25 protein-coding genes are annotated in these 20,784 nt (G+C 68.1%); 9 read left to right on the top strand and 16 right to left on the bottom strand.

The features are described from left to right. Position 1: 1 nt before the first annotated feature. The 7 genes from ACFOMP_RS18910 to ACFOMP_RS18880 are packed head-to-tail and all read left to right on the top strand — an operon-like array spanning position 2 to position 5,476. Positions 2 to 766 carry a thiazole synthase gene (locus ACFOMP_RS18910; protein WP_379033449.1) on the top strand — a complete coding sequence of 255 codons (765 nt, stop codon included), beginning with the start codon at positions 2 to 4 and terminating at the stop codon, positions 764 to 766. Next, the gene (locus ACFOMP_RS18905) at positions 763 to 1,359 is read left to right on the top strand and encodes a thiamine phosphate synthase (protein ID WP_289894675.1); all 597 of its coding nucleotides are present in this window, start codon (positions 763 to 765) and stop codon (positions 1,357 to 1,359) included. The genes ACFOMP_RS18910 and ACFOMP_RS18905 overlap by 4 nt, the downstream gene beginning before the upstream one ends. After that, a complete protein-coding gene (locus ACFOMP_RS18900; RefSeq protein WP_379033445.1) occupies positions 1,356 to 2,333 on the top strand; it encodes a ThiF family adenylyltransferase in 978 nt (325 codons plus the stop codon). The genes ACFOMP_RS18905 and ACFOMP_RS18900 overlap by 4 nt, the downstream gene beginning before the upstream one ends. Then, complete coding sequence (locus ACFOMP_RS18895; RefSeq protein WP_379033442.1) at positions 2,330 to 3,286, top strand: ABC transporter substrate-binding protein; 957 nt, start codon at positions 2,330 to 2,332, stop codon at positions 3,284 to 3,286. Before ACFOMP_RS18900 ends, ACFOMP_RS18895 begins: the two co-directional genes overlap by 4 nt. Further along, positions 3,283 to 3,957, top strand: a complete 675-nt coding sequence (locus tag ACFOMP_RS18890) for a TenA family protein (protein ID WP_379033439.1) — start codon at positions 3,283 to 3,285, stop codon at positions 3,955 to 3,957. The genes ACFOMP_RS18895 and ACFOMP_RS18890 overlap by 4 nt, the downstream gene beginning before the upstream one ends. Further along, complete coding sequence (locus ACFOMP_RS18885; RefSeq protein ID WP_379033436.1) at positions 3,954 to 4,748, top strand: ABC transporter ATP-binding protein; 795 nt, start codon at positions 3,954 to 3,956, stop codon at positions 4,746 to 4,748. The genes ACFOMP_RS18890 and ACFOMP_RS18885 overlap by 4 nt, the downstream gene beginning before the upstream one ends. Continuing rightward, the gene (locus tag ACFOMP_RS18880) at positions 4,745 to 5,476 is read left to right on the top strand and encodes an ABC transporter permease (protein ID WP_379033433.1); all 732 of its coding nucleotides are present in this window, start codon (positions 4,745 to 4,747) and stop codon (positions 5,474 to 5,476) included. Before ACFOMP_RS18885 ends, ACFOMP_RS18880 begins: the two co-directional genes overlap by 4 nt. On the opposite strand, the gene mobA is transcribed toward ACFOMP_RS18880, so the two are convergent. The 7 genes from mobA to ACFOMP_RS18845 are packed head-to-tail and all read right to left on the bottom strand — an operon-like array spanning position 5,473 to position 11,036. Continuing rightward, complete coding sequence (mobA, locus tag ACFOMP_RS18875) at positions 5,473 to 6,075, bottom strand: molybdenum cofactor guanylyltransferase MobA (protein WP_289894669.1); 603 nt, start codon at positions 6,073 to 6,075, stop codon at positions 5,473 to 5,475. The two genes, ACFOMP_RS18880 and mobA, sit on opposite strands and share 4 nt — an antisense overlap. Next, positions 6,072 to 6,674, bottom strand: a complete 603-nt coding sequence (locus ACFOMP_RS18870) for a hypothetical protein (RefSeq protein ID WP_379033430.1) — start codon at positions 6,672 to 6,674, stop codon at positions 6,072 to 6,074. The genes mobA and ACFOMP_RS18870 overlap by 4 nt, the downstream gene beginning before the upstream one ends. Continuing rightward, positions 6,671 to 7,507: an ABC transporter permease gene (locus tag ACFOMP_RS18865; protein WP_289894667.1), complete on the bottom strand. Its 837-nt coding sequence runs from the start codon at positions 7,505 to 7,507 to the stop codon at positions 6,671 to 6,673. Before ACFOMP_RS18865 ends, ACFOMP_RS18870 begins: the two co-directional genes overlap by 4 nt. Continuing rightward, positions 7,504 to 8,223, bottom strand: coding sequence for an ABC transporter ATP-binding protein (locus ACFOMP_RS18860; RefSeq protein ID WP_379033427.1), 720 nt, complete (start codon positions 8,221 to 8,223; stop codon positions 7,504 to 7,506). The genes ACFOMP_RS18865 and ACFOMP_RS18860 overlap by 4 nt, the downstream gene beginning before the upstream one ends. 33 nt (positions 8,224 to 8,256) lie before the next feature. After that, positions 8,257 to 8,835: a hypothetical protein gene (locus ACFOMP_RS18855; protein ID WP_289894665.1), complete on the bottom strand. Its 579-nt coding sequence runs from the start codon at positions 8,833 to 8,835 to the stop codon at positions 8,257 to 8,259. A gap of 27 nt (positions 8,836 to 8,862) precedes the next feature. After that, positions 8,863 to 9,834: a YVTN family beta-propeller repeat protein gene (locus ACFOMP_RS18850; RefSeq protein WP_019352292.1), complete on the bottom strand. Its 972-nt coding sequence runs from the start codon at positions 9,832 to 9,834 to the stop codon at positions 8,863 to 8,865. A gap of 8 nt (positions 9,835 to 9,842) precedes the next feature. After that, a complete protein-coding gene (locus ACFOMP_RS18845; RefSeq protein ID WP_379033424.1) occupies positions 9,843 to 11,036 on the bottom strand; it encodes an ABC transporter substrate-binding protein in 1,194 nt (397 codons plus the stop codon). 201 nt (positions 11,037 to 11,237) lie between these two features. Here ACFOMP_RS18845 and ACFOMP_RS18840 point away from each other — a divergent pair, with 201 nt between their 5' ends. Next, positions 11,238 to 11,789, top strand: a complete 552-nt coding sequence (locus ACFOMP_RS18840; protein WP_289894662.1) for an SRPBCC family protein — start codon at positions 11,238 to 11,240, stop codon at positions 11,787 to 11,789. After that, on the top strand, positions 11,786 to 12,703 hold the full coding sequence (locus ACFOMP_RS18835; RefSeq protein ID WP_379033420.1) for a YncE family protein: 918 nt from the start codon (positions 11,786 to 11,788) through the stop codon (positions 12,701 to 12,703). Before ACFOMP_RS18840 ends, ACFOMP_RS18835 begins: the two co-directional genes overlap by 4 nt. On the opposite strand, the gene ACFOMP_RS18830 is transcribed toward ACFOMP_RS18835, so the two are convergent. From ACFOMP_RS18830 to gfa, 9 genes are all read right to left on the bottom strand, one after another. Next, a complete protein-coding gene (locus tag ACFOMP_RS18830; RefSeq protein WP_379033417.1) occupies positions 12,684 to 13,226 on the bottom strand; it encodes a PQQ-dependent catabolism-associated CXXCW motif protein in 543 nt (180 codons plus the stop codon). The two genes, ACFOMP_RS18835 and ACFOMP_RS18830, sit on opposite strands and share 20 nt — an antisense overlap. Then, positions 13,223 to 14,035 carry a substrate-binding domain-containing protein gene (locus ACFOMP_RS18825; protein ID WP_289894659.1) on the bottom strand — a complete coding sequence of 271 codons (813 nt, stop codon included), beginning with the start codon at positions 14,033 to 14,035 and terminating at the stop codon, positions 13,223 to 13,225. The genes ACFOMP_RS18830 and ACFOMP_RS18825 overlap by 4 nt, the downstream gene beginning before the upstream one ends. Before the next feature lie 5 nt (positions 14,036 to 14,040). Next, a complete protein-coding gene (locus tag ACFOMP_RS18820) occupies positions 14,041 to 14,748 on the bottom strand; it encodes a c-type cytochrome, methanol metabolism-related (RefSeq protein WP_379033414.1) in 708 nt (235 codons plus the stop codon). A 103-nt stretch (positions 14,749 to 14,851) separates the two neighbouring features. Next, entirely contained in the window at positions 14,852 to 16,654 is a 1,803-nt protein-coding gene (locus ACFOMP_RS18815) for a methanol/ethanol family PQQ-dependent dehydrogenase (protein ID WP_379033411.1), read from the bottom strand. Positions 16,655 to 16,830: 176 nt separating this feature from the next. Further along, positions 16,831 to 17,670: an S-formylglutathione hydrolase gene (gene fghA, locus ACFOMP_RS18810; RefSeq protein ID WP_289894658.1), complete on the bottom strand. Its 840-nt coding sequence runs from the start codon at positions 17,668 to 17,670 to the stop codon at positions 16,831 to 16,833. Then, complete coding sequence (locus tag ACFOMP_RS18805) at positions 17,667 to 18,185, bottom strand: GNAT family N-acetyltransferase (RefSeq protein WP_289894657.1); 519 nt, start codon at positions 18,183 to 18,185, stop codon at positions 17,667 to 17,669. Before ACFOMP_RS18805 ends, fghA begins: the two co-directional genes overlap by 4 nt. A gap of 13 nt (positions 18,186 to 18,198) precedes the next feature. After that, positions 18,199 to 18,837 (bottom strand): ATP-dependent Clp protease proteolytic subunit, encoded by a 639-nt coding sequence (locus tag ACFOMP_RS18800; protein ID WP_379033407.1) that lies wholly within the window; start codon positions 18,835 to 18,837, stop codon positions 18,199 to 18,201. 75 nt (positions 18,838 to 18,912) lie between these two features. Then, a complete protein-coding gene (locus tag ACFOMP_RS18795; protein WP_379033404.1) occupies positions 18,913 to 20,040 on the bottom strand; it encodes an S-(hydroxymethyl)glutathione dehydrogenase/class III alcohol dehydrogenase in 1,128 nt (375 codons plus the stop codon). Positions 20,041 to 20,159: 119 nt separating this feature from the next. Continuing rightward, the gene (gfa, locus tag ACFOMP_RS18790; protein WP_379033401.1) at positions 20,160 to 20,744 is read right to left on the bottom strand and encodes an S-(hydroxymethyl)glutathione synthase; all 585 of its coding nucleotides are present in this window, start codon (positions 20,742 to 20,744) and stop codon (positions 20,160 to 20,162) included. Between the last annotated feature and the right edge of the window lie 40 nt (positions 20,745 to 20,784).

The raw sequence follows: 20,784 nt of genomic DNA, 5'->3' as shown, positions 1-20,784 counted from the left end.
AATGCCGGTCTTTTACGGAACCGAAGTCGCAAGCCCGCTGATGCTGGGCACGGCGCAATACCCGTCGCCCGCCATCATGGCGCAGGCGTTCCGCGCCTCGGGCGCCGGCATCGCCACGGTCAGCCTGCGGCGCGAAGGCGGCGCCGGGCAGGATTTCCACCGGCTTATCAAGGAGCTGGGCGTCCCCGTCCTGCCCAATACCGCCGGCTGCCATTCGGTGCGCGAGGCGGTGACGACCGCGCAGATGGCGCGCGAGCTGTTCGGGACCCCCTGGATCAAGCTGGAAGTCATCCGCGACGACGACACGCTCTGCCCCGACGTGATGGCGCTGGTCGAGGCGGCGCGGCTGCTGTCCGAAGACGGCTTCCAGGTGTTTCCCTATTGCACCGAGGACCTGTCGGTCTGCGGCCGGCTGCTGGATGCGGGCTGCGCGGTGCTGATGCCCTGGGGCGCGCCCATCGGCTCGGGCCGGGGGCTGAACAACCCCTATGGCCTTCGCAGCCTCAGGGCGCATTTCCCCGATGTGCCGCTGGTGGTGGATGCCGGCATCGGCCTGCCCAGCCACGCGGCGCAGGCGATGGAGCTGGGCTATGACGCGGTGCTGCTGAACACCGCCGTCGCCAAGGCCGGCGATCCGGTGGCCATGGCCCGGGCCATGGCCCTGGCGATCGAGGCCGGGCAACTGGCGCATGGCGCCAACCCGATCGAGGCCCGCGACATGGCCGCGCCCTCGACCCCCCTTTTCGGCATGGCGGTGCTGGGATGAGATTGCCGCGCTTTTACCCGATCTTCGACAGCAGCGACTGGCTGCACCGCGCCCTGCCGCTGGGCGTGAAGCTGGTGCAGATCCGCATCAAGGATCAGCCGCCGGCCCGGCTTCTGGGCGAGCTGGCGCTGTGCCAGGAACTGTGCCGCGAACACGGCGCCACGCTGGTCGTCAACGACCACTGGCAGGCCGCCATCGACCTGGGCTGCGACTTCATCCATCTGGGGCAGGAGGATCTGGACACGGCCGACCTGCCGGCGATCCGCCGGGCGGGGCTGCGGCTGGGCGTCTCGACCCACGACCATGCCGAGCTGGACCGGGCGCTGGCGCTGAAGCCGGATTACATCGCGCTGGGGCCGGTCTGGCCGACGATCCTGAAGAAGATGAAATGGGAACAGCAGGGGCTGGACCGGGTGCGCGAATGGCGCAAGCTGGTCGGCGCGACGCCCCTGGTCGCCATCGGCGGCGTCACCCCCGAGCGCGCCCGCGAAGCCTTCGCCGCCGGCGCCGACCTGGCCTCGGCGGTGACCGACATCACGCTCAACCCCGACCCCGAGGGCCGCATCCGCGAATGGCTGCGGGTGGTGGCATGAACCGCTATGTCCGGCAGATGGTCCTGCCCGAGATCGGCGCCGAGGGGCAGGAACGCATCGGTGCCGCCCATGCGCTGATCGTCGGCGCCGGTGGGCTGGGCGTGCCGGTGCTGCAATACCTGGCAGGCAGCGGCATCGGCCGCATCACCCTGGTCGATCCCGACACGGTCGAGGAAACCAACCTGCACCGCCAGCCGCTTTACCGCATGAAGGATGTCGGCCTGCCCAAGGTCCGCGCCGCCGCGCAGGCCGTGGCCCGGCTGAACCCTGCGGTGGAGATCGAGGCGCTGGCCGACCGCCTGACCCCCCTGAACGCGCCGGCGCTGGCGGCGGCGGCGGATGTGGTTCTGGATTGCGCCGACAGCTACGCCGCCAGCTACACGCTTTCGGATGCCTGCCTGGCGGCGGGCAAGCCGCTGGTCTCGGCCTCGGCGCTGGGGCTTGCGGGCTATGTCGGCGGCTTCTGCGGTGACAAGCGGCGCGGGGGCGCCCCCAGCCTGCGCGCGCTGTTCCCCGACCCGCCCGACAGCGGCCAGACCTGCGCCACCGCCGGCGTGCTGGGCCCGGTGGTGGGGATGCTCGGCTGCATCCAGGCGCAGATGGCGCTGCGGCTGCTTCTGGGCACCACCCCCTCGCCGCTGGGCGAGTTCGTCCGCTTCGACAATGGCCGCTTCACCCAGTTCCGCTTCGACGCCGCGCCCGAGGCGACCGGCCCGCGCTTCATCGCCCGCGACGAGATCGGCGCGGCCGATCTGGTCATCGACCTGCGCCCCGAGGACGAGGCGCCGCGCAAGGCCACGCCGCAGGCGCTGCGCATCCCCGGCTACGGCGCCACCGGCCCCCTGCCCGAACCCGGCCAGCGCGTGGTGCTGGCCTGCCGTTCCGGCCTGCGCTCCTGGCGTGCCGCCGACGCGCTTTCCCGCCGCTGGGACGGCGAGATCACCCTTCTAGCCCTTGGAGACGACGACCGATGAAACATCTGACCCTTGCCGCCGCCTTCGCCCTGCTGGCCCAGCCCGCCCTGGCCCAGGACAAGGTCACGCTGATCCTGGACTGGTTCGTGAACCCCGACCATGCCCCGATCATCGTCGCCCAGGAGAAGGGCTTCTTCAAGGACGAGGGGCTGGAGGTCGAGGTCGTCGCCCCCGCCGATCCCTCGGACCCGCCGAAACTGGTCGCCGCCGGCAAGGCCGATTACGCCATCAGCTACCAGCCGCAATTGCACCTGCAGGTGCATGAGGGCCTGCCGCTGAAGCGCGTCGGCACGCTGGTCGCGACGCCGCTGAACTGCCTGATGGTCAAGGCCGACGGCCCGGTGCAAGAGATCGCCGACCTCAAGGGCAAGAAGATCGGCTATTCCGTCTCGGGCGTCGAAGAGGCGCTGGTCGGCCAGATCCTCGGGACCGCCGGCCTGACCATGGACGATGTCGAGATGATCAACGTGAACTGGTCGCTTTCGCCGGCGCTGATCGCCGGCCAGGTCGATGCCACCATCGGCGCCTATCGCAATTTCGAGCTGACGCAGATGCGGCTGGAAGGGGCCGAGGGCAAATGCTTCTTCGTCGAGGAACAGGGCGTGCCGACCTATGACGAGCTCATCTTCATCGTCAACCCGGCCAATCTGGACCTGGACCGCACCCGCCGGCTGCTGCATGCGGTCGAACGCGGCGCGCAATACATGGTCAACCATCCCGACGAATCTTGGGCGCTGTTCTCGGCCACCGCGCCCGACCTGAAGGACGAGCTGAACGCCGAGGCCTGGAAGGAGACCCTGCCGCGCTTCTCGCAATCGCCGGCGGCGCTCGACCAGGGCCGCTATGCCCGGTTCGAGCAATTCCTGCATGACGCCGGGCTGATCGACAGCGTGCTGCCGGTCTCGGATCTGGCGCTGGACGTGGGAGCGGCGGACATGGGAGCGGCGGAATGAGCGGCTATGGCCACGCCTTCGCGGTTTGGCGGGCGGCGGCCCAGCCCGACTGGGACGCCTATACCCGCCACGCCTTCGTCGAGGGTCTGCGCGACGGTACGCTGCCGCAATCCGGCTTCCTGACCTATCTGGTGCAGGATTACCTGTTCCTGCAGAACTTCTCGCGCGCCTGGGCGCTCGCGGTGGTCAAGGCCGGCGATCTCGACGAGATGCGGGCCTGTTCCGCCACCGTCCACACGCTTCTGGATCACGAGATGGGCCTGCATGTGCAGACCTGCGCCCGCGCCGGCATGGGCCCCGAGGTGCTGGCCAATGCGCAAGAGGCGATCACCAACATCGCCTATACCCGCTATGTGCTCGAATCCGGCTATTCCGGCGATTTCCTCGACCTGCTGGCGGCGCTGATGCCCTGCGTGCTGGGCTATGGCGAGATCGGGCTGCGGCTGGCGGCCGAGGCGGCGCCGGACACGCCCTATCGCGAATGGATCGACACCTATGCCGGTGCCGAATACCAGGCCGCCTGCGTCTCGGCCGGGGCGCTTCTGGACAGCGCCATCCGCAAGCGGCTGGGTGCGACCCCCGAGGAAAGCCCCCGCTGGGCCGCGCTGTCGGATCGTTTCGCCACCGCCACCCGGCTCGAGGTCGCCTTCTGGGAACTGGGCGGCACATGACCGCCGCCGCGGCCTCGGTCCGCGGCCGCGCCTGGGTCGGCGGGGCGCCGCTTTTCGCCCCGGTCGACCTGCGGCTGGACGGCGCGGGCTGGACCTGCCTGCTGGGCCCTTCGGGTGTCGGAAAATCCACCATCCTGCGGCTGATCGCCGGGCTGGAGACCGGCGCCCGCTTCCAGGGCGAAGTGACGCGCGACCAGCCCGTGGCGCTGATGGCGCAGGATCCCGGCCTGATCCCCTGGCTGGACGTGACCGGCAATGTCACCCTGGGCGCGCGGCTGCGCGGCACGTTGCGGGCGTCTTCGTTGCCGCAATACCCCGGGGGACGCCGCGGCAGCCCCGTCGATGGGACGCCGCGGCGCGGGACGGAGCCCCGGGCCGACCCCGCCGCCCGCGCCGCGGCGCTGATCGCGGCCGTGGGCCTGGCCGACCGCGCCCATCACCTGCCCGCCAACCTGTCCGGCGGCCAGCGCCAGCGCGCCGCCCTGGCCCGCACCCTGTTCGAGGACCGGCCGCTGGTGCTGCTCGACGAGCCGTTCTCGGCGCTCGACGCCCGCACCCGGGCGCAGATGCAGGATCTGGCGGCAAGGCTGCTGGAAGGCCGCACGGTGCTGCTGGTCACCCACGACCCGGCCGAGGCGGCGCGGCTGGGCGACCGCATCCTGCTGCTGCGCGAACAGGGGCTGAGCGAATGGCCGGTCCCGATACCGCGCCCGCAAGCCGCCGCCCGCCCCTATGACGCGCCCGAAGTCCTGGCGCTGCAGGCCGAGCTGATGCGGGGGATGATGGCATGAGGACCGTTGCCGCGCTGATCCTGACCGTGCTGGCGCTTTGGCAGGGCGTGATCTGGCTGGCGGGCATGCCGCCCTTTCTGCTGCCCTCGCCCGCCGCGGTGGCGGAATCGCTGTGGCTGAACCGGGCCGAGATCGCCCGCCATGCTGGCTTCACCCTGGCCGAGGTGGTGCTGGGCTTCGCGCTCGGCTCGGCCCTCGGCGCGGGCCTGGCGGTGGCGATGGGGTTTTCGCAGAAGCTGACCGGCGTCTTGCGGCCGATCCTGACCTTCAGCCAGACCATCCCGGTCTTCGCCCTGGCGCCGATCCTGACGCTGTGGCTGGGCTTCGGCATGGCGCCCAAGATCGCCATGACGGTGTTGATCGTGTTCTTCCCGGTGGCCAGCGCCTTTCTGGACGGGTTGATGCGCACGCCGCAGGCGGCGCTGGACCTGGCCCGGATCATGGGCGCCGGCCGCATCCGCATCATGCGCCACCTGCGCATCCCGGCGGCGCTGCCGGGCCTCGCCACCGGGCTGCGGCTGGCGGCGGTCTATGCGCCGATCGGCGCGGTGATCGGCGAATGGGTCGGCGGCGCCCGCGGCCTGGGCGCACTGATGATCCATGCCAATGGCCGGATGAAGACCGACCTGGTCTTCGCCGCGCTGCTGGTGCTGTCGGTGATGACGGTGATCTTTGCCCGGGCGGTCGCGATGGCCCTGCACCAGCTGCTGCGCCGCTACGGCGTCTAGGCCAGCCGGGCGGCGCGGGCCAGATCCTCGGGCGTGTTCAGGTTCAGGAACGGGTCCACCGGCCGGCTGTCGAAGACCGCCCGGCCCGGATCATAGGCGGCGGCGAACTGGCCGATGCGGTGCAGGCCGGATTCCAGCGCCGCCCGCAACGCGCCGGCCAGCGCCACCGGCCACAGCCCGCAGGTCGGATGGTCGCGCAGCCGCCCGCTTTCGTCGGGGCTGGCGGCGATGGCAAGGCCGCTGCGGCCCCTGGCCTCGCGCAGCCGGTGCACCAGATCCTCGGGCAGGAAGGGCGTGTCGACGCTGACGCTGACCACGCTTTCGGCGCCCGCGGCCGCCGCCCAGTCCATGCCGGCCAGCACGCCGGCCAGCGGCCCGGCAAAGCCCGCGAAACCGTCCGCGATCACCGGCAGGCCATAGGCGGCGAACTGTTCCGGGTCGCCGTTGGCGTTGATCGCCAGCGCGCCGCATTGCGGGCCGATGCGCGCGATCACCCGCGCCAGCAGGGTCTCGCCCGCCAACATCCGCAGCGCCTTGTTGCCGCCGCCCATGCGGGTGGACAGGCCCCCGGCCAGGATCACGGCGGGCGGCAGGGTCATTGCAGCCCCGCGGCGATGGCGCGGGCCAGGGCAAAGACCCGCTGCTCCAGGATCACCGGCGTCTCGCAGACATAGGTCAGCGCCTGCTGGCGGTCCTGGAAAATGCGGGTATCCCAGTCGAGCTGCTGTTCCTCGGCGTCGATGGCATCGAAATCGGGCGCCTCGGCCTTCTGCATCGTCTCCATCTTGTCGCGGTGACCCTGGATGCGCTTTGCCAGATCCACCTGCTTGTTGCCATAGCGCGCGATCCCCGCGATCAGCGCGGCGCGATGCGGGTCGATCCGGTCGAAGATCGCCACCATCAGCGCGGTCAACTGCCGGTTGTCGGCGCTCTTGGCGAATTCGGCGATCTCGGCCTCGGCCTCGGCCAGCGGCAGACGGCGCTGTTCCAGCCGGTCGGCCAGCGCCGCGATCTCGGGCGTGCGGGCCAGTTCGCGCGCGGTCTCGTCCGGCTCGGGCCCGGACCACATCTGGCCCAGCGACAGATGCGGCTGCTTGCGCTGCACGCAGGGCCAGTCGGGATCGGTGCCGCTTTCCGCCCGCGCCGCCGTCGCCGTCGCCGTCACGGCAAGGCAAAGCGCCAGAACCAGGTATCTCATGCTCCCCCCTTTCGCCGGGCCCAGAGCCCCTTGGCCGGATCATACATGAATACGGCCCCCGCAAAGAACAGGATCAGGCAACCCGACACCACCGAAAAGGACAGAAGATCGAAGCGTCCGTAAAGGGCAAATCGGATCAACTCAACCGCATGGGTGAAGGGATTGGCCGCGCAGATGTCGTGCAGCAGCGTCGAGCTTTCGTTCATCCGCCACAGCGGGTAAAGCGCCGTCGAGGCGAAGAACATCGGGAAGATCACGAAATTCATCACCCCGGCGAAATTCTCCAGCTGCCGGATGGCCGAAGACAGGAACAGCCCCATCGCCCCCAGCATCAGCCCCGAAAGCAGCAGCGCCGGCAGCACGGCCAGATAGCCGATGGGCGGCGGCTCGACATCCCAGAACCAGGCGATGGCCAGGAAGGTATAGACCTGGATGATCGAGACGATCACCCCCGCCACCAGCTTGCTGGCCAAGAGGAACCAGCGCGGAAACGGGCTGACCAGCAGGGTGCGCATCGCCCCGGTCTCGCGGTCGTAGACCATCGACAGCGACGACTGCATGCCGTTGAACAGCTGGATCATCGCGCAAAGGCCGGGGGTCACATAGACCTCGTAAAGCACATAGGTCTGGTAGGGCGGCGTGATCGACAGGCCCAGCACCGCCCGGAACCCGGCGGCGAAGATGAAAAGCCAGACCAGCGGCCGGACCAGCGCCGCCAGGAAGCGGCCGCGCTGGTTGACGAAGCGCAGGGTCTCGCGCCGGGCGATGCCCAGGAAGGCGGTCAGCCACATGCGCGGCGTCAGGCGGGGCCCGGTGGGATCAGGCGCGCTCATGCCTGCTCTCCGGTCAGGCGCAGGAAAGCGGCGGTCAGGTCGTCGCCGCCGATGGCGCCGGCATGGCCGCTGGCCAGCACCTGGCCCTTGTGCAGGATCACCAGCCCGTCCTCGGGGCGGATCTCGTCCAGGATATGCGTGGCCCAAAGCGCCGAGACCCCGCCGCGCGTCAGCGCGCGGGTCAGCGCCACCACCTCGGCGCGGGATTTCACGTCAAGGCCGACCGTCGGCTCGTCCAGAAGCAGGATCTGGGGGCGGTGGATCAGGGCGCGGGCGATCTCGGCCCGGCGGCTCTGGCCGCCCGACAGCGCCGAGACCCGCGCGTCCAGCCGGTCCGACAGGCCGACCTGAGCCAGCACCTCGGCGGCGCGGGCCCGGGCCTCGCGCCGGGGAATGCCGTGCAGCGCGGCGTGATAGTCCAGGTTCTGCGCCACGGTCAGGTCGGCATCCAGCGCCCGGGACTGGAACACCACCCCCAGCCGCGCCAGCGCCGCGCCCGGCTCGCGCCGCAGGTCGTGGCCGGCGACCTCGATCCGGCCCGAGGTGTTGTCGTAAAGCCGGGTGATCAGCGAGAACAGCGTGGTCTTGCCGGCGCCGTTCACGCCCAGAAGCGCGGTGAAGCCGCCGCGCGGCACGGCCAGCGACACGTCCTTCAGCGCGGCGACGCGGCCGAAGCTGTGGCTGACATTCTGGATGGAAAGCGCGTCCTGCGGCATCTGGCAGGGCGGAGCCGACTCCGCCCCCCTTTCTTACTGGATGTTGAATACGGCCTGCTGGGTTTCCCCGTGCGAGCCGGGGATCGACAGCGTGTAGCGGCCCGGAACGATGGCGACGAAGCTGATCGTCGCGGTGCCGGCATCGTCGAATTCCAGCGAATGCACGCCCATCGGCCGGATCTCGATATCGTTGATCACCACCTCATTGATCCAGATGGCGCGGAAGAAGTCGCCACCCGACAGCGCCAGCTCCTGGCTGCCGTCCGCATTGATGTCGATGCGGTAGAAGCCGCCGGATTTCAGCTTGTATTCCGCCGTCGCCACCGGCTTGCCCGAGGCCAGCGTCAGCGGCGCCAGCTGGGTGCGGTTGTCGCGCGCCAGCATCCCCGAGAAGCCGTAGTCGAACTTGGCGCCGGCCTCGTGCACGCCTGCATCGGTGGCGGTCCCGCCCCCCTCCTCTTCCTCGCCTTCCTCGTCGCCATCGGCCTCGGCCGGGGCGTCAGCCGGCGCCTCGGCGGCGGTCTCGGGCTTGGGTTCGGGTTTCTGCTCCTGCGCGGCGGCGGGTGCGGCAAGGCCTGCGATGATCAGCAGGACGGTCAGCAAACGGGCCATGTGGTTCTCTCCTCCCTCTGGATGCGGTCAGTTCGGCGCGACGACGACGCCCCAGGGCTGCTGGCCCACGGGGACGGATTTGACGACCTTGTTCGCGGCCACGTCGATCACCGAGACATCGTTGGAATTGCCGTTGGTGGTGAACAGGTATTTCTCGTCCGGGGTGAAGGCCATCTGCCAGACGCGCTGGCCGACCAGCAGGTAGTCCTCGACCTCGTCGGTCTCGCCATTGATCACCGCGACGCGGTTCGCCGGGCCCAGCGCGACGAAGACCTTCTTGCCGTCCTTGGTCACCCGCACGCCGACCGGCTGGATCGCCTCGGGCAGGACGCCGGGGATCTCGAAGCTGATCTTCCTGGTGATCTGCTGGCTCGCCGGGTCGATGACGCTGACCGTGCCGCCGATTTCCGAGCTGACATAGAGCTTGGTCCCGGCATCGTTGTATTGCGCGAAGCGCGGGCGGGAATCGACCAGCACATTGGCGAAGATCTCGAAGCTCTCGCTGTCGATGAAATGCGCCATGTTGGTGGTTTCCGACGTGTTGATCACCACCTTGCCGTCGGGGCTGACGCCCATGCCTTCGGGTTCGACGCCGACCGGGATTTCGGCCAGCATCTTGTGGGTCTGGGTGTCGACCACGGTGACCAGGTTGTCGTCCTCGTTGGCGATATAGAGCGGGTTGCCCGAGGGGTGCAGCACGAACAGCTCGGGGTCGGGGCCCGAGGGCAGGGTGTGGGTTTCCTCCATGGTCTCGGGGTTGAACACCCGCACCAGATCGTCATCCGAGGCGCAGACGTAAAGCTCTTTCCCGTCGGGGCTGATGGTGATGCCGCGCGGGCGGGCGCCGACCGGATAGGTGCCGATCACCTCCAGCGTCTCGCTGTCGAGCACGGTGACGTCATTGCCCTTTTCGTTGCTGACGAAGACCCGGTTGGCGGCGGCCGGCAGCGCGAAACCCAGGCACAGGGCCGAGGTCAGGACGGCGGTTGCAGCTTTCATCGTTCACCTCAGAATTTGCATTCGGTTTCGGGACGGTCGATGCCCAAGGTATCCAGCGCCGAGCTTTGATGCAGATACTGGTCCTGCGGGCTGACCGAGGCGGTCACGGTCGGCGTCGCCAGCAGGATTGGCTGGCGCAGCTGGTGATCCCAGTCGCGGATCGTCAGCTTCTGGCCCTTGAAGCCCGCCACCTCGAAAGTCTCGGACAGCATGAATTCCTTGAGCTTGGCGGGTTCGGTGCTTTGCATGCGCGTCGCGGCTTCGCCGATCATGCGCAGGGCAAGCCAGACCTGATAATCCTCCTCGCGCATCGGGCGGCCGGCAAGCTCCTCGAAACGGTTCTGGAACTGCGTCGCGCCCCAGGCTTCCAGCGAGGGCGCCCAGCTGCGCGGCACCAGCCCGGCCGAGCCGGCGACCGGGCGCGGATCCCAGGTCTCATAGGGCAGCCAGTTGGCGAAGACGTCGTTCTCGTCCGCGGCGATCAGCACATCATGGTCCGGCGCGCGCTGGGTAAAGACCGGCATCTGCTTTTGCACCTGGACATGGCCGCTGTCGCTGCGCCGGCTGCCGCCGGTATCCTCATAGGTGCGGGTCTCGACGATTTTGGCGCCGAACTTGGTCGCGGCCCGGCGATAGGCATCGGCCAGCGCCACGTCCTCGGGGTGGCTGCCGGCGATCAGGAACCAGTCCGGCCATTTCTTCCACATCAGGAACTGCGCCAGCGCATCGGCCAGCATGGCGTGGCTGGGCGCGGTATGGATGACGTTGATCCGGCAATCCTTGCCGCGCAGCGCATCGCCGCGCGCCCCGGCGTTCAGCACCAGCGCCCGGTCGCCGGCCTGATCGGCCAGCGCCAGGGTATCGGCATCACCGGCCAGGGTGACGATGAAGGGAACCCCCTGGGCCAGCAGCTTGTCCATCTCGGCCGGGGCGGTCTCGGGCGTGGCGGCGACCTCCAGCGCCTCGAAATCCTGGCCCATGAAGCGGCCGGTGGTGTCGTTGTCCTCGATGGCAAGCCGGGCGCCGGCAAAACCCAGATCCTCGGCGCGGGTGTCCAGCCGCGAGATCGGCGGCAGGCGCGGCACGTCCACACGCAGCACCGCGGCGCGCACGGTCTGCGCCCCGCCGGCGGCGGAGTCCTGCGCAAGCGCCGGGCCCGCCAAGGCCAACCCAGCCGAAAGTATGATGATTCTGCCTTTCATGGCTTTCCTCCCCCCGGTATCATGGCGGGCAAAAGCGCCAGCGCCAACCCGGCAAAGCACCCGGGCCCGGGCGGGGAAAATCACCCGATACGTTTGTCTTATGGACGCGGCCGCCGGCTTGGGCGCATGGTCGCCCCATACTGGGCGCACCGACCCCGGAGGAGGTCGGCATGGCTGCCCCTCGCGAGGAGGAAAGCGATAATGACCCGAGTTCTGGCCCTGACCCTGGCTGCCACCATGGCGCTGGCCGGCGCGGCCCAGGCCCATGGCCCGGTCCGGCTCAAGCTCGAGCTGGACCAGAAACTGGATGCGACGCCCGACGAGGTCTGGGCGGTGATCGGCAAATTCGACGACATGAGCTGGCATCCCGCCATCGCCAAGACCGAGATCGCCGGCGACGGCTCGACCGACCAGCCCGAAAAGTCCGAGCGCGTGCTGCACCTGAAGGCCGACAGCGGCGACCCGACCATCACCGAGCTTCTGTCGAAATGGCAGCCCGAAAAGCGCTGCTATGCCTATCGCATCGAGAAGGTCGAGGTATCGGTGCTGCCGGTGACCAACTATGCCTCGACGCTTTGCGTCAAGGACGAGGGCGGCAAGGCGCTGGTCACCTGGAAGGGCGGCTTCTATCGCGGCTATCCCAACAACAACCCGCCCGCCGACCAGAACGACGAGGCGGCGATCAAGGCGGTGACCGGGGTCTATCAGGCCGGGCTCGACGCGCTGGCGGAAAGGTTCGGCAAGGCGGAATGATCCGCCCGCTGATCCTGTTGCTGGCGGCGGCGGCGCCGGCGGGCGCCGCCGATCTGGCCTTCGTGACCTCGCAGAACGCCGATGCGGTCTCGGTCGTGGACCTGGGTTCGGGCGCGGTGCTGGCCGAGGCGGCGGTGCCGGGCGCGCCGGCGCCGGTGGCCTATGACCCGGCGCAGGGCCGCGCCTATGTCATCGCCGCCGAGACCGGCGGGCTGACGGTGCTGGACGAAACCGGCAAGGTGATCGGCGGCCGCGCCCTGCCCGAGGGCGCCTTCGGCATCGCGCTGGCGCCCGATGGCGGGCTCTTCGTCACCGAATGGTATCAGGGCCGGCTGATCCGGCTGGATGCCGAACTGCGCGAGCTGTGGCAGGTGCCGACCGGCCGCGCGCCGGCCGGGGTGGCCAGCGACGGCCGGCTGGTCGCGGTGGCGGATCGCGACGACGACCGGGTCTCGATCTACGATGCCGAAACCGGGGCGCTGCAGGCCCGCGTCGCCACCGGCACGCATCCCTATGCGGTGGCCTTTCACGGCGGGCGGCTGTGGTCGGCGGATGTGCAAGGCGACACGGTCAGCGTGATCGACCCGCAGGCCGGCAAGCGTATCGGCCAGGTGCCGACCGGCAGCCACCCCTATGGCATCGCCTTTGCCGGCGGGCGCGGTTTCGTCACCGACCAATATGCCGGCACGGTGACGGTCTTCGACCCCGTCACGCTGAAGGTCGTGGACCGGCTGGAGACCGGCGACTATCCCGAGGGCATCGCCCCCCTGCCCGATGGCTCGGGCGTGGTGGTGGCGCATTGGGACAGCAACACGCTGGTCTGGATCGACGCCGCCAGCCTGGAGATCACGCGCGAGATCGCGCTGCCGGACGGCCCGCGCGCCTTCGGCGCCTTCACGGGCCGGCAGGACTGACCGGCTCCAGGCTGCCGCCCTGTTCCTGCCAGCCCTCGACGCCGTCGGGGAACCACAGCACGCCGGTATAGCCCAGGGCCACGGCGCGCTTGCCGGCATTCCAGCTCATCCAGCAGGCGCGCTTGCAGAAGATCACCATCGGCGCCGCCTTGTCGCCGCCGGACAGCCGGGTCAGGCCGTTGCGCAGCCGCGCCTCCTCGGGCGGGGCGATGCGGTCGTAGCCGGTGTCGTAAAGCCAGGTGGCGCCGGGGATGGAAAGATGCGGCGGCGCATTCCACAGCGTGCCCTCGGGCAGGCCCTCGGGGCGGGCCTGGCGCGGCAGCACGTCGATGAAGGGCACGCCCCGGGCATGCAGCCGCATCGCCTCGGCCGCGTCGATCACCTGCGCGCCGGCCAGAGTCGCCGGGGTCTCGGCGCGATAGGGCTCGCCGCGGAACCCCTTGGGTTCGGGCACCTGCGCCAAGGTCTGGGCCGGGGCGGCGACGGCCAGAAGCAACGCCAGCACCGCCCCCAGCCGTTTCATGGTTTCAGCGCCTTGCCGTAATCGTCCAGCAGCGGCACCCCGGCGTCGCGCAGGATCGCGTCGATCTCGTCCTGGTGGCGGCGGATCAGGCTGTTCAACTGCCGCTTCCAGACATCCTCGCCCAGGCGCACGCCCATGGTGATGCGGTAGAACATGCGCGGCCCGGTGGTTTCCTTGAGCAGCGGGGTGAATTGCAGCTCGGGGTCCTGCTTGACCAGCGGCCCGGCCAGCGGGCCCCAGATCACCGCCGCCGCCAAGTCGCCCGACTTCACCTGCGCCAGCATGTCGCCCACCGGATTCTCGACCCGGCGGTCCACGAACAGATCCCAGCCCCGCATGTCCTTGGCCAGCCCCGCCCGCGCCAGGTTGGTCGCCGGCGGCGTGCCCGCGACCACGCCGATCGGATGGCCCTTCAGCGCCGGATCCTCGAGCATGTCGACCGAGGCCAGCGGGCTGTCCTTGCGCGTCACGATGCCATAGGCCGAGGTGTAATAATGATTGGTGTTCTGCACCAGCTCATCACCCTGGGCATAGCCGATGACGACATCGCAGACCCCGGCCCGCAAGGTCTTGCGGATGAAGCCCGAGCCTTGCGGAAACCAGGTATAGACCACCGGCAGGCCGAGCTTCTCTCCGAAAAGCTCGGCGATGCGGTTCTCGAAGCCGGACCCGTCCTCGGAGGACATCGGCACGGCGGCGGGATCGGCGCAGACCCGGAACTCGGTCGTGGAGCGCAGGTCGGCGACCTGCGCCGGCGCGGGCAGCGCGGCACAGGCCAGCAGGGCGGCAAGGGTGAGCGCCCGTTTCATCATCCTCATCCGTTCATGCAGGAATCTTCCTGCGCCGTGAATTCATCGGACTTGCTTTCCTTCTTCGCCGGACGGCCGCGCGGCAGGTCGCCCACGCCCCGCGCCAGCAGATAGACATAGATGTCGTCGATATAGCACCAGACGTTCTTGTTTGTCCCGAAGGCCGGCATGACCAGGTTCGCGGCCGTGTTCACGTCCTGCTTGCCCGAGGCCACGATTTCCTGGAACCCGTAATAGTCGAGCTTGAGCACCGAATTCTTCAGCGCCGGCGCATAGGTCGAGCCCTCGCCGTCCGGACCGTGGCAGACATGGCATTCCGCCGAATAGCGGCGGTAACCCGAGAAGGTCGCGTAATCCACCGTCCCGTCCTCGGCGATCTTGAAGGTCGGGATGTCCTCGGCCGTGTACCAGCGGCCGTTCTCCATGCGATCGGGGGTGATGTCCTGGCCGTTCGGCAGCACGAGCTTGCCGCCCTCGGCCTTGACCTCGAGATCCTCCTCGCCGGCGGCCGGGGCGGCTGCGGGCGCGGCTTGCGGCGCCGCGTCGCCCGAGGTGGCGGCAGCGGCCCCCGCCCCGGCCTGGGCGGGCGGAGTTTCGGTTGCGGGTTCGGTGGCAGGTTCAGCAGCGGTCTGAGCAATGGCCGTCTGGGTGATGGCACCCGTCGCGCAGGCGATGCAGATCGCCATCAGACTGGCGGTCATCTTGCTGGTCATGAATGTTCCTCCCTGGGCTGTCACCCGAAGATGATGGCGCCGCCCAAGGTACCCCTTGGGCGGCACGTTTCGAGGTCACAGTTCGTATTTCTGCACCAAAGTATTAGCCCGGCAGCTCGAACACGGTCAGCTGACCGCCCAGTTCGGTGTATTGCGACAGCGAGGCATAGCCGCCCACCGCGCCCAGGCCTTCGTTCGGGTTGGTCAGACCGGCCGCAAGGCCGATGCCCGCCCAGCCGCCGACGCCCGAGAGGATGCCGATATACTGCTTGCCGCCATGCTCATAGGTCATCACGTTGCCGATGATGCCGGACGGGGTCTTGAACTTGTAAAGCTCCTTGCCGGTCTCGGCGTCCACGGCCTTCAGATAGCCCTCCAGCGTGCCGTAGAAGACCACGCCGCCGGCGGTGGCCAAGGCCCCCGACCAGACCGAGAACTGTTCGGGCAGCGACCACTTGATCTCGCCCTTGGTGTTGTCCCAGGCGATGAAGTTGCCCATGCCGCCATGGCTGTTCGGCGCCGGATACATGGACAGGGTGGCGCCGACATAGGGCTGGCCGGCGGTATAGGCGACGCGGAACGGTTCGTAATCCATGCAGACATGGTTGGTCGGCACATAGAACAGGTTGGTCTGCGGCGAGAAGGCCGCCGGCTGCTGGTCCTTGGAGCCGAGCGCCGCCGGGCAGACGCCGGTGGTGTTCTCGTCCTCGCCGTTCTGGTCGGTCGAGTATTCGGCGACCACGGCCGGACGGCCATAGGTTTCCGAATTCGGGTCCATGTCGACGCCAGTGGTCCAGTTCACCACCGGATCGAACTTCTCGGCCACCAGCAGCTCGCCGGTTTCGCGGTCCATGGTATAGCCCAGGCCGTTGCGGTCGAAATGGGTCAGCAGCTTGCGGTCCTTGCCGTCGATCTGCTGGTTGGTCAGGATCATCTCGTTGACGCCGTCGAAGTCCCATTCGTCATGCGGCGTCATCTGATAGAACCATTTCGCCATGCCGGTATCGGCATCGCGGGCCATGATGGTCATCGACCATTTGTTGTCGCCCGGACGCTGCGCCGGGTTCCAGGTCGAGGGGTTGCCGGTGCCGTAATAGATCAGGTTCAGGTCGGGATCATAGGAGAACCAGCCCCAGATCGTGCCGCCGCCGATCTTCCACTGGTCGCCTTCCCAGCTTTGCAGCGAGCTGTCCTTGCCGATCGGCTTGCCCAGATGGGTGGTCTTTTCCGGATCGACCAGCATTTCCTCGTCCGGGCCGGTGGAATAGGCCTTCCAGGCCACGCTGCCGTCCTTGAGGTTCAGCGCCGTCATGCGGCCGCGCACGCCGTATTCGCCGCCCGAGATGCCGACCATGACCTTGTCCTTGACCGGCATGACCGTGGCGGTCAGCGTCTCGCCGATGGCGGGATCGCCGACCTTGGCGGACCATTTCGCCTCGCCGGTCTTGGCGTCCAGCGCCACGACGGTGGTGTCGGCCTGCGACAGCAGGATCATGCCGTCGGCATAGGCGAGGCCGCGGTTCACCGTGTCGCAGCACATCACCGCGATGACGTTCGGATCCTGCTGCGGCTCATAGCGCCACAGGATCTTGCCGTTGTCGTTCAGGTCCAGCGCGAAGACATTGTTCGGGAACGGCGTGTGGACATACATCACGTCCCCGATCACCAGCGGCGAGCCCTCATGACCGCGCAGCACGCCGGTCGAGAAGGTCCAGGCGACGCGCAGGTCCTTGACATTGTCCTTGTTGATCTGGTCCAAGGTCGAGTAGCGCGTGTTCGCGTAATCGCCGGTCTGGATCGCCCATTGCTGGGGCTTGGCGATCTCGGCCAGGACGCTTTCGTTGGCCATCGCCGCCGAACCGCACATGAGCAGCGCGAGACAGGCGCCATTCATTAGTTTTTTCATGGATTTTCCCTCCCATATCGGTGCTGGCGCCACTCCTCGCACGCCCGCACCTTCATGTCGGAAGGTTCGGACCCGACCGCATTTGCGTCAACGAGCGCGATCGGGTGCTGAGACGAAAGTATTAGGGAAAATCGGCAATTGGTATGGGGTCGATCACCCGGATCGACCCCAGCCGGTCAGGCCAGCCGCTCGGCGTGCCAGCGCAGGTGGTCGGCCATGAAGGTCTGCACGAAGAAATAGCTGTGGTCATAGCCTTGATGCATGCGAAATTCGCCGGGCTGGCGACGCTCGGCCATGGCATGGGCCAGGGATTCGGGCTTCAGCAGGTCCAGGAACTGGTCATTGGCGCCCTGGTCGACCAGCACCTCGCCCGGATAGCCCTTCTCGCGCATCAGCAGCGTCGAATCGTGCTTTTCCCAGGCCGAGCGGTCGGCGCCCAGATAGGCCTGGAACTGCTTGCGACCCCAGTCGGATTCGGTCGGATTGGCGATCGGAGAGAAGGCCGAGACCGAGCGGTAGCGTTCCGGGAAGGTCATGGCGATGGTCAGCGCGCCATGGCCGCCCATGGAATGGCCAGTGATGCCCTGCGCGTCGCGGTCCAGCGGGAAATTGGTGAAGACCAGCTCGGGCAACTCGTGGGTGATGTAATGCCACATGCGGAAATGCGGCGCCCAGGGCGCCTCGGTCGCATCGACATAGAAGCCGGCGCCCTGGCCGAGGTCGTAAGCCTCGTCATTGGCCACGCCCTCGCCGCGCGGCGAGGTGTCGGGAAAGATCAGCGCGATGCCGTATTCCGCCGCCCATTCCTGCGCGCCGGCCTTGGTCATGGCGTTCTCATGCGTGCAGGTCAGGCCGGACAGGTACCACAGCACCGGCACCTTGCCGTGTTCGGCCTGCGGCGGCAGGTAGACGGCGAAGGTCATCGGCGTGCCGGTGGCCTGCGACTGGTGGCGATAGACGCCCTGCATGCCGCCGAAGCTGCGGTTCTCGGATACGGTCTCATAGGCCAGACTCATGGCTCATTCCCTTTCGTCAGATCGTGGAACATGACCAGCGCATCGACATAGCCATGCCTGGGGTGAAGAAACGCGCCGGGCAGCCGGCCGACAATATCGAAACCGGCCTTCTGCCACGAATGAACGGCATCGGCATTGGTCGAGACGACGAAATTGAACTGCATCGCCCGGAAACCCTGCGCCCGCGCCCAATCCTTGGCATGGGCGACCAGCCGCCCGGCAATGCCGCGGCCGCGCGCGTCGGGATGGGTGGCGAAGCTGGCATTGGCGACATGCGCCGCCGGGCCGGGGCGGTTCCGGCCGACATGGCTGGTGCCCAGCACCCGGCCGTCCAACTCGGCCACGAAGACGGTGAAGGGCGCGGCGAACCAATCGGCCAGCGCCTCGTCCCGCGCGATGTCGGGGGGGATGCAATAGGTCTCGCCCGCACGATAGACGGGTTCCAGGATCGTCCAGATCGCCTCGTGGTCGGAAGGCGTGGCGGGACGGATCAGGGTGCCTGTCCCGCCCCCCATCAGCGCAGGCCCGTCATTTCAGCTCGTCCACCGAGCGGATGACCTTGCCCAGCAGGCCGTAATCCAGCGCCTCCTGCGTGTTCAGCCAGAAGTCGCGCTGGGTGTCCTTCTCGATCCGCTCGATGCTCTGGCCGGTGGCCTCGGCGAAGATCTGGTTCAGCCGGTCGCGCATCAGCCGGACCTGTTCGGCCTGGATCATCATGTCGGTCGAAGTGCCGCCGATCCCGCCCGAGGGCTGGTGGATCAGGAAGCGGGTGTTGGGCAGGCAGTAGCGGTTTTCCTTCTCCGCGCCGACGAAGATCAGCGCCCCGGCCGAGGCGACCCAGCCCGAACCGATGGTGCGCACGGTCGGACGGATGAACTTGATCACGTCATGGATCATGTCGCCGGATTCGACATGGCCGCCGGGCGAGGAGATCAGCATGTTGATCGGGGCGTCGCTGTCCTCGGCCAGGGCCAGCAGATGCGCCACGGTGCGCTGCGCCAGCTTGTCGGTGATCGGCCCGGCGACGATCACCGTGCGCGACTTGAAATAGAGCTTGCCGATCTTGTCCCCCTCGGGCAGGCCGAGCCCCTCGTCCTTCTGGCCCTCCTGGCGGCGCTCGTCGTCATCGTCGTCGTCATCGTCGTCCAGGTGGAAATGCTTTGCCATGATCGGTCCTTTCATGTTGACGGCGGGCACGGTCGCCCGCCCCCGCCGTCCTTTTAACTAAGCAGGCCTTTACGATCAGTAAAGGACGACCGAGCGGATGGATTCGCCCGAATGCATCAGGTCGAAGCCCTTGTTGATCTCGTCCAGCGTCAGGGTGTGGGTGATCATCGGGTCGATCTCGATCTTGCCGTCCATGTACCAGTCGACGATCTGCGGCACGTCGGTGCGGCCGCGGGCGCCGCCGAAGGCCGTGCCCTTCCAGACCCGGCCGGTGACCAGCTGGAACGGCCGGGTGCTGATTTCCGCCCCGGCCGCCGCCACGCCGATGATCACCGACTGGCCCCAGCCGCGATGGGTGCATTCCAGCGCGTCGCGCATCACCTTGACGTTGCCGGTGCAGTCGAAGCTGTAATCGGCGCCGCCGATCTGGTCGAACGGGGTCTTGGTCAGGTTCACGATCTCCTGCACCACGTTCTCGCAGTTCTTCGGGTTGATGAAATGCGTCATGCCGAAATGCTCAGCCATCGGCTTCTTGTCGTCGTTCAGGTCAACGCCGATGATCATGTCGGCGCCGGCCATGCGCAGGCCCTGCAGCACGTTGAGCCCGATGCCGCCCAGGCCGAAGACCACCGCCTTGGCGCCGATCTCGACCTTGGCGGTGTTGATCACCGCGCCGATGCCGGTGGTGACGCCGCAGCCGATATAGCAGATCTTGTCGAAGGGCGCGTCCTCGCGCACCTTGGCCACCGCGATTTCCGGCAGCACGGTGTAGTTCGAGAAGGTCGAGCAGCCCATGTAGTGATAGATCGGCGTGCCGTCGAGCATCGAGAAGCGCGTGGTGCCGTCGGGCATCAGGCCCTGGCCCTGGGTGGCGCGGATCGCGGTGCAAAGGTTGGTCTTGCGCGACAGGCAGGACGGGCACTGCCGGCATTCCGGGGTGTAAAGCGGGATGACATGGTCGCCCGGCTTGACCGAGGTGACGCCGGGGCCGACCTCGACCACCACGCCGGCGCCCTCATGGCCCAGGATGGCGGGGAAGATGCCCTCGGGGTCGGCGCCCGAGCGGGTGAAATCGTCGGTGTGGCAGATGCCGGTGGCCTTGATCTCGATCATCACCTCGCCGGCCTTGGGGCCTTCCAGGTTGACCTCCATGACCTCGAGCGGCTTCCCGGGCTCCAGGGCGACGGCGGCGCGTGTTCTCATGGCTTGCTCTCCTTGCATATGGGCCGCGACGGCCTTGGTCTTCTCATGTCACAGTCGTCTCATGGCACAGGGGCCGGTAAACCGGCCCCCGAAGTTGATCCCTGCCGAGGCGGTCCCGGTCAAGCCGGCAATGCGCCAGATCGCTTGGCGATATGCGTCGCGATGGCGTCCATCAGCGGCGGCGACAGGGCATCGTAGGGCTCGAGCCCCAGTTCGCGCAGGCGGGCGCGGATGCCGTCCATGCGGCTGGGATCGACACCCGATTCGATCACCGAGCTGACGAAGGCGGCGAATTCCGGCGCCGACCAGCCATTCTCGTCCGACAGTTCGGTATGGACGAAATCCAGCCCGTAGAAGGGATGGTCCTTGTTCTCGATGCGGCCATACATGTGCACGCCGCAATCCTTGCAGCGATGGCGCTGGATCGGCGCCTCGGCATTGACGATCTCCAGCTTGCCGGCGCCTTCCAGCACCTCGACCGCGTCGCGGCCGACCACCGCCACCTGCGAGAAGATCGCGCCGTCCGGCTTCCAGCACTTGGTGCAGCCGCAGACGTGATTATGCGCGGTCTGCGCCCGCACCGCGACCCGCACCGGGTTCGAGGTGCATTTGCAATGCAGCGTGCCGCCGGAAAACCCGGGCTGCGCCGGCTTGATGCCGTTATCGACGGCAGGATGAATCTTCACCCCAGAGGTATCAACCATGGTCCTAATCCTCCCCGCGAACCTAGATGGGGCGAGGTTC

The sequence above is a fragment of the Paracoccus simplex genome, from assembly GCF_042648325.1.
GTDB lineage: Bacteria > Pseudomonadota > Alphaproteobacteria > Rhodobacterales > Rhodobacteraceae > Paracoccus > Paracoccus simplex.
Note: the sequence above shows the minus strand (reverse complement) of the source record. Positions and strands in the feature narration are given on the sequence as shown.

Bases quoted from the DNA above. Each gene is read 5' to 3' on its own strand.
- ACFOMP_RS18860 (WP_379033427.1), bottom strand. From the start codon at position 8,223: ATGCCGCAGGACGCGCTTTCCATCCAGAATGTCAGCCACAGCTTCGGC.
- ACFOMP_RS18795 (WP_379033404.1), bottom strand. From the start codon at position 20,040: ATGAGAACACGCGCCGCCGTCGCCCTGGAGCCCGGGAAGCCGCTCGAG.
- ACFOMP_RS18845 (WP_379033424.1), bottom strand. From the start codon at position 11,036: ATGAAAGGCAGAATCATCATACTTTCGGCTGGGTTGGCCTTGGCGGGC.
- ACFOMP_RS18880 (WP_379033433.1), top strand. From the start codon at position 4,745: ATGAGGACCGTTGCCGCGCTGATCCTGACCGTGCTGGCGCTTTGGCAG.
- fghA (WP_289894658.1), bottom strand. From the start codon at position 17,670: ATGAGTCTGGCCTATGAGACCGTATCCGAGAACCGCAGCTTCGGCGGC.
- ACFOMP_RS18815 (WP_379033411.1), bottom strand. From the start codon at position 16,654: ATGAAAAAACTAATGAATGGCGCCTGTCTCGCGCTGCTCATGTGCGGT.
- ACFOMP_RS18870 (WP_379033430.1), bottom strand. From the start codon at position 6,674: ATGAGATACCTGGTTCTGGCGCTTTGCCTTGCCGTGACGGCGACGGCG.
- ACFOMP_RS18835 (WP_379033420.1), top strand. From the start codon at position 11,786: ATGATCCGCCCGCTGATCCTGTTGCTGGCGGCGGCGGCGCCGGCGGGC.
- ACFOMP_RS18825 (WP_289894659.1), bottom strand. From the start codon at position 14,035: ATGAAACGGGCGCTCACCCTTGCCGCCCTGCTGGCCTGTGCCGCGCTG.
- ACFOMP_RS18885 (WP_379033436.1), top strand. From the start codon at position 3,954: ATGACCGCCGCCGCGGCCTCGGTCCGCGGCCGCGCCTGGGTCGGCGGG.
- mobA (WP_289894669.1), bottom strand. From the start codon at position 6,075: ATGACCCTGCCGCCCGCCGTGATCCTGGCCGGGGGCCTGTCCACCCGC.
- ACFOMP_RS18855 (WP_289894665.1), bottom strand. From the start codon at position 8,835: ATGGCCCGTTTGCTGACCGTCCTGCTGATCATCGCAGGCCTTGCCGCA.
- gfa (WP_379033401.1), bottom strand. From the start codon at position 20,744: ATGGTTGATACCTCTGGGGTGAAGATTCATCCTGCCGTCGATAACGGC.
- ACFOMP_RS18840 (WP_289894662.1), top strand. From the start codon at position 11,238: ATGACCCGAGTTCTGGCCCTGACCCTGGCTGCCACCATGGCGCTGGCC.
- ACFOMP_RS18895 (WP_379033442.1), top strand. From the start codon at position 2,330: ATGAAACATCTGACCCTTGCCGCCGCCTTCGCCCTGCTGGCCCAGCCC.
- ACFOMP_RS18830 (WP_379033417.1), bottom strand. From the start codon at position 13,226: ATGAAACGGCTGGGGGCGGTGCTGGCGTTGCTTCTGGCCGTCGCCGCC.
- ACFOMP_RS18865 (WP_289894667.1), bottom strand. From the start codon at position 7,507: ATGAGCGCGCCTGATCCCACCGGGCCCCGCCTGACGCCGCGCATGTGG.
- ACFOMP_RS18900 (WP_379033445.1), top strand. From the start codon at position 1,356: ATGAACCGCTATGTCCGGCAGATGGTCCTGCCCGAGATCGGCGCCGAG.
- ACFOMP_RS18850 (WP_019352292.1), bottom strand. From the start codon at position 9,834: ATGAAAGCTGCAACCGCCGTCCTGACCTCGGCCCTGTGCCTGGGTTTC.
- ACFOMP_RS18820 (WP_379033414.1), bottom strand. From the start codon at position 14,748: ATGACCAGCAAGATGACCGCCAGTCTGATGGCGATCTGCATCGCCTGC.
- ACFOMP_RS18805 (WP_289894657.1), bottom strand. From the start codon at position 18,185: ATGGGGGGCGGGACAGGCACCCTGATCCGTCCCGCCACGCCTTCCGAC.
- ACFOMP_RS18800 (WP_379033407.1), bottom strand. From the start codon at position 18,837: ATGGCAAAGCATTTCCACCTGGACGACGATGACGACGACGATGACGAC.
- ACFOMP_RS18905 (WP_289894675.1), top strand. From the start codon at position 763: ATGAGATTGCCGCGCTTTTACCCGATCTTCGACAGCAGCGACTGGCTG.
- ACFOMP_RS18910 (WP_379033449.1), top strand. From the start codon at position 2: ATGCCGGTCTTTTACGGAACCGAAGTCGCAAGCCCGCTGATGCTGGGC.
- ACFOMP_RS18890 (WP_379033439.1), top strand. From the start codon at position 3,283: ATGAGCGGCTATGGCCACGCCTTCGCGGTTTGGCGGGCGGCGGCCCAG.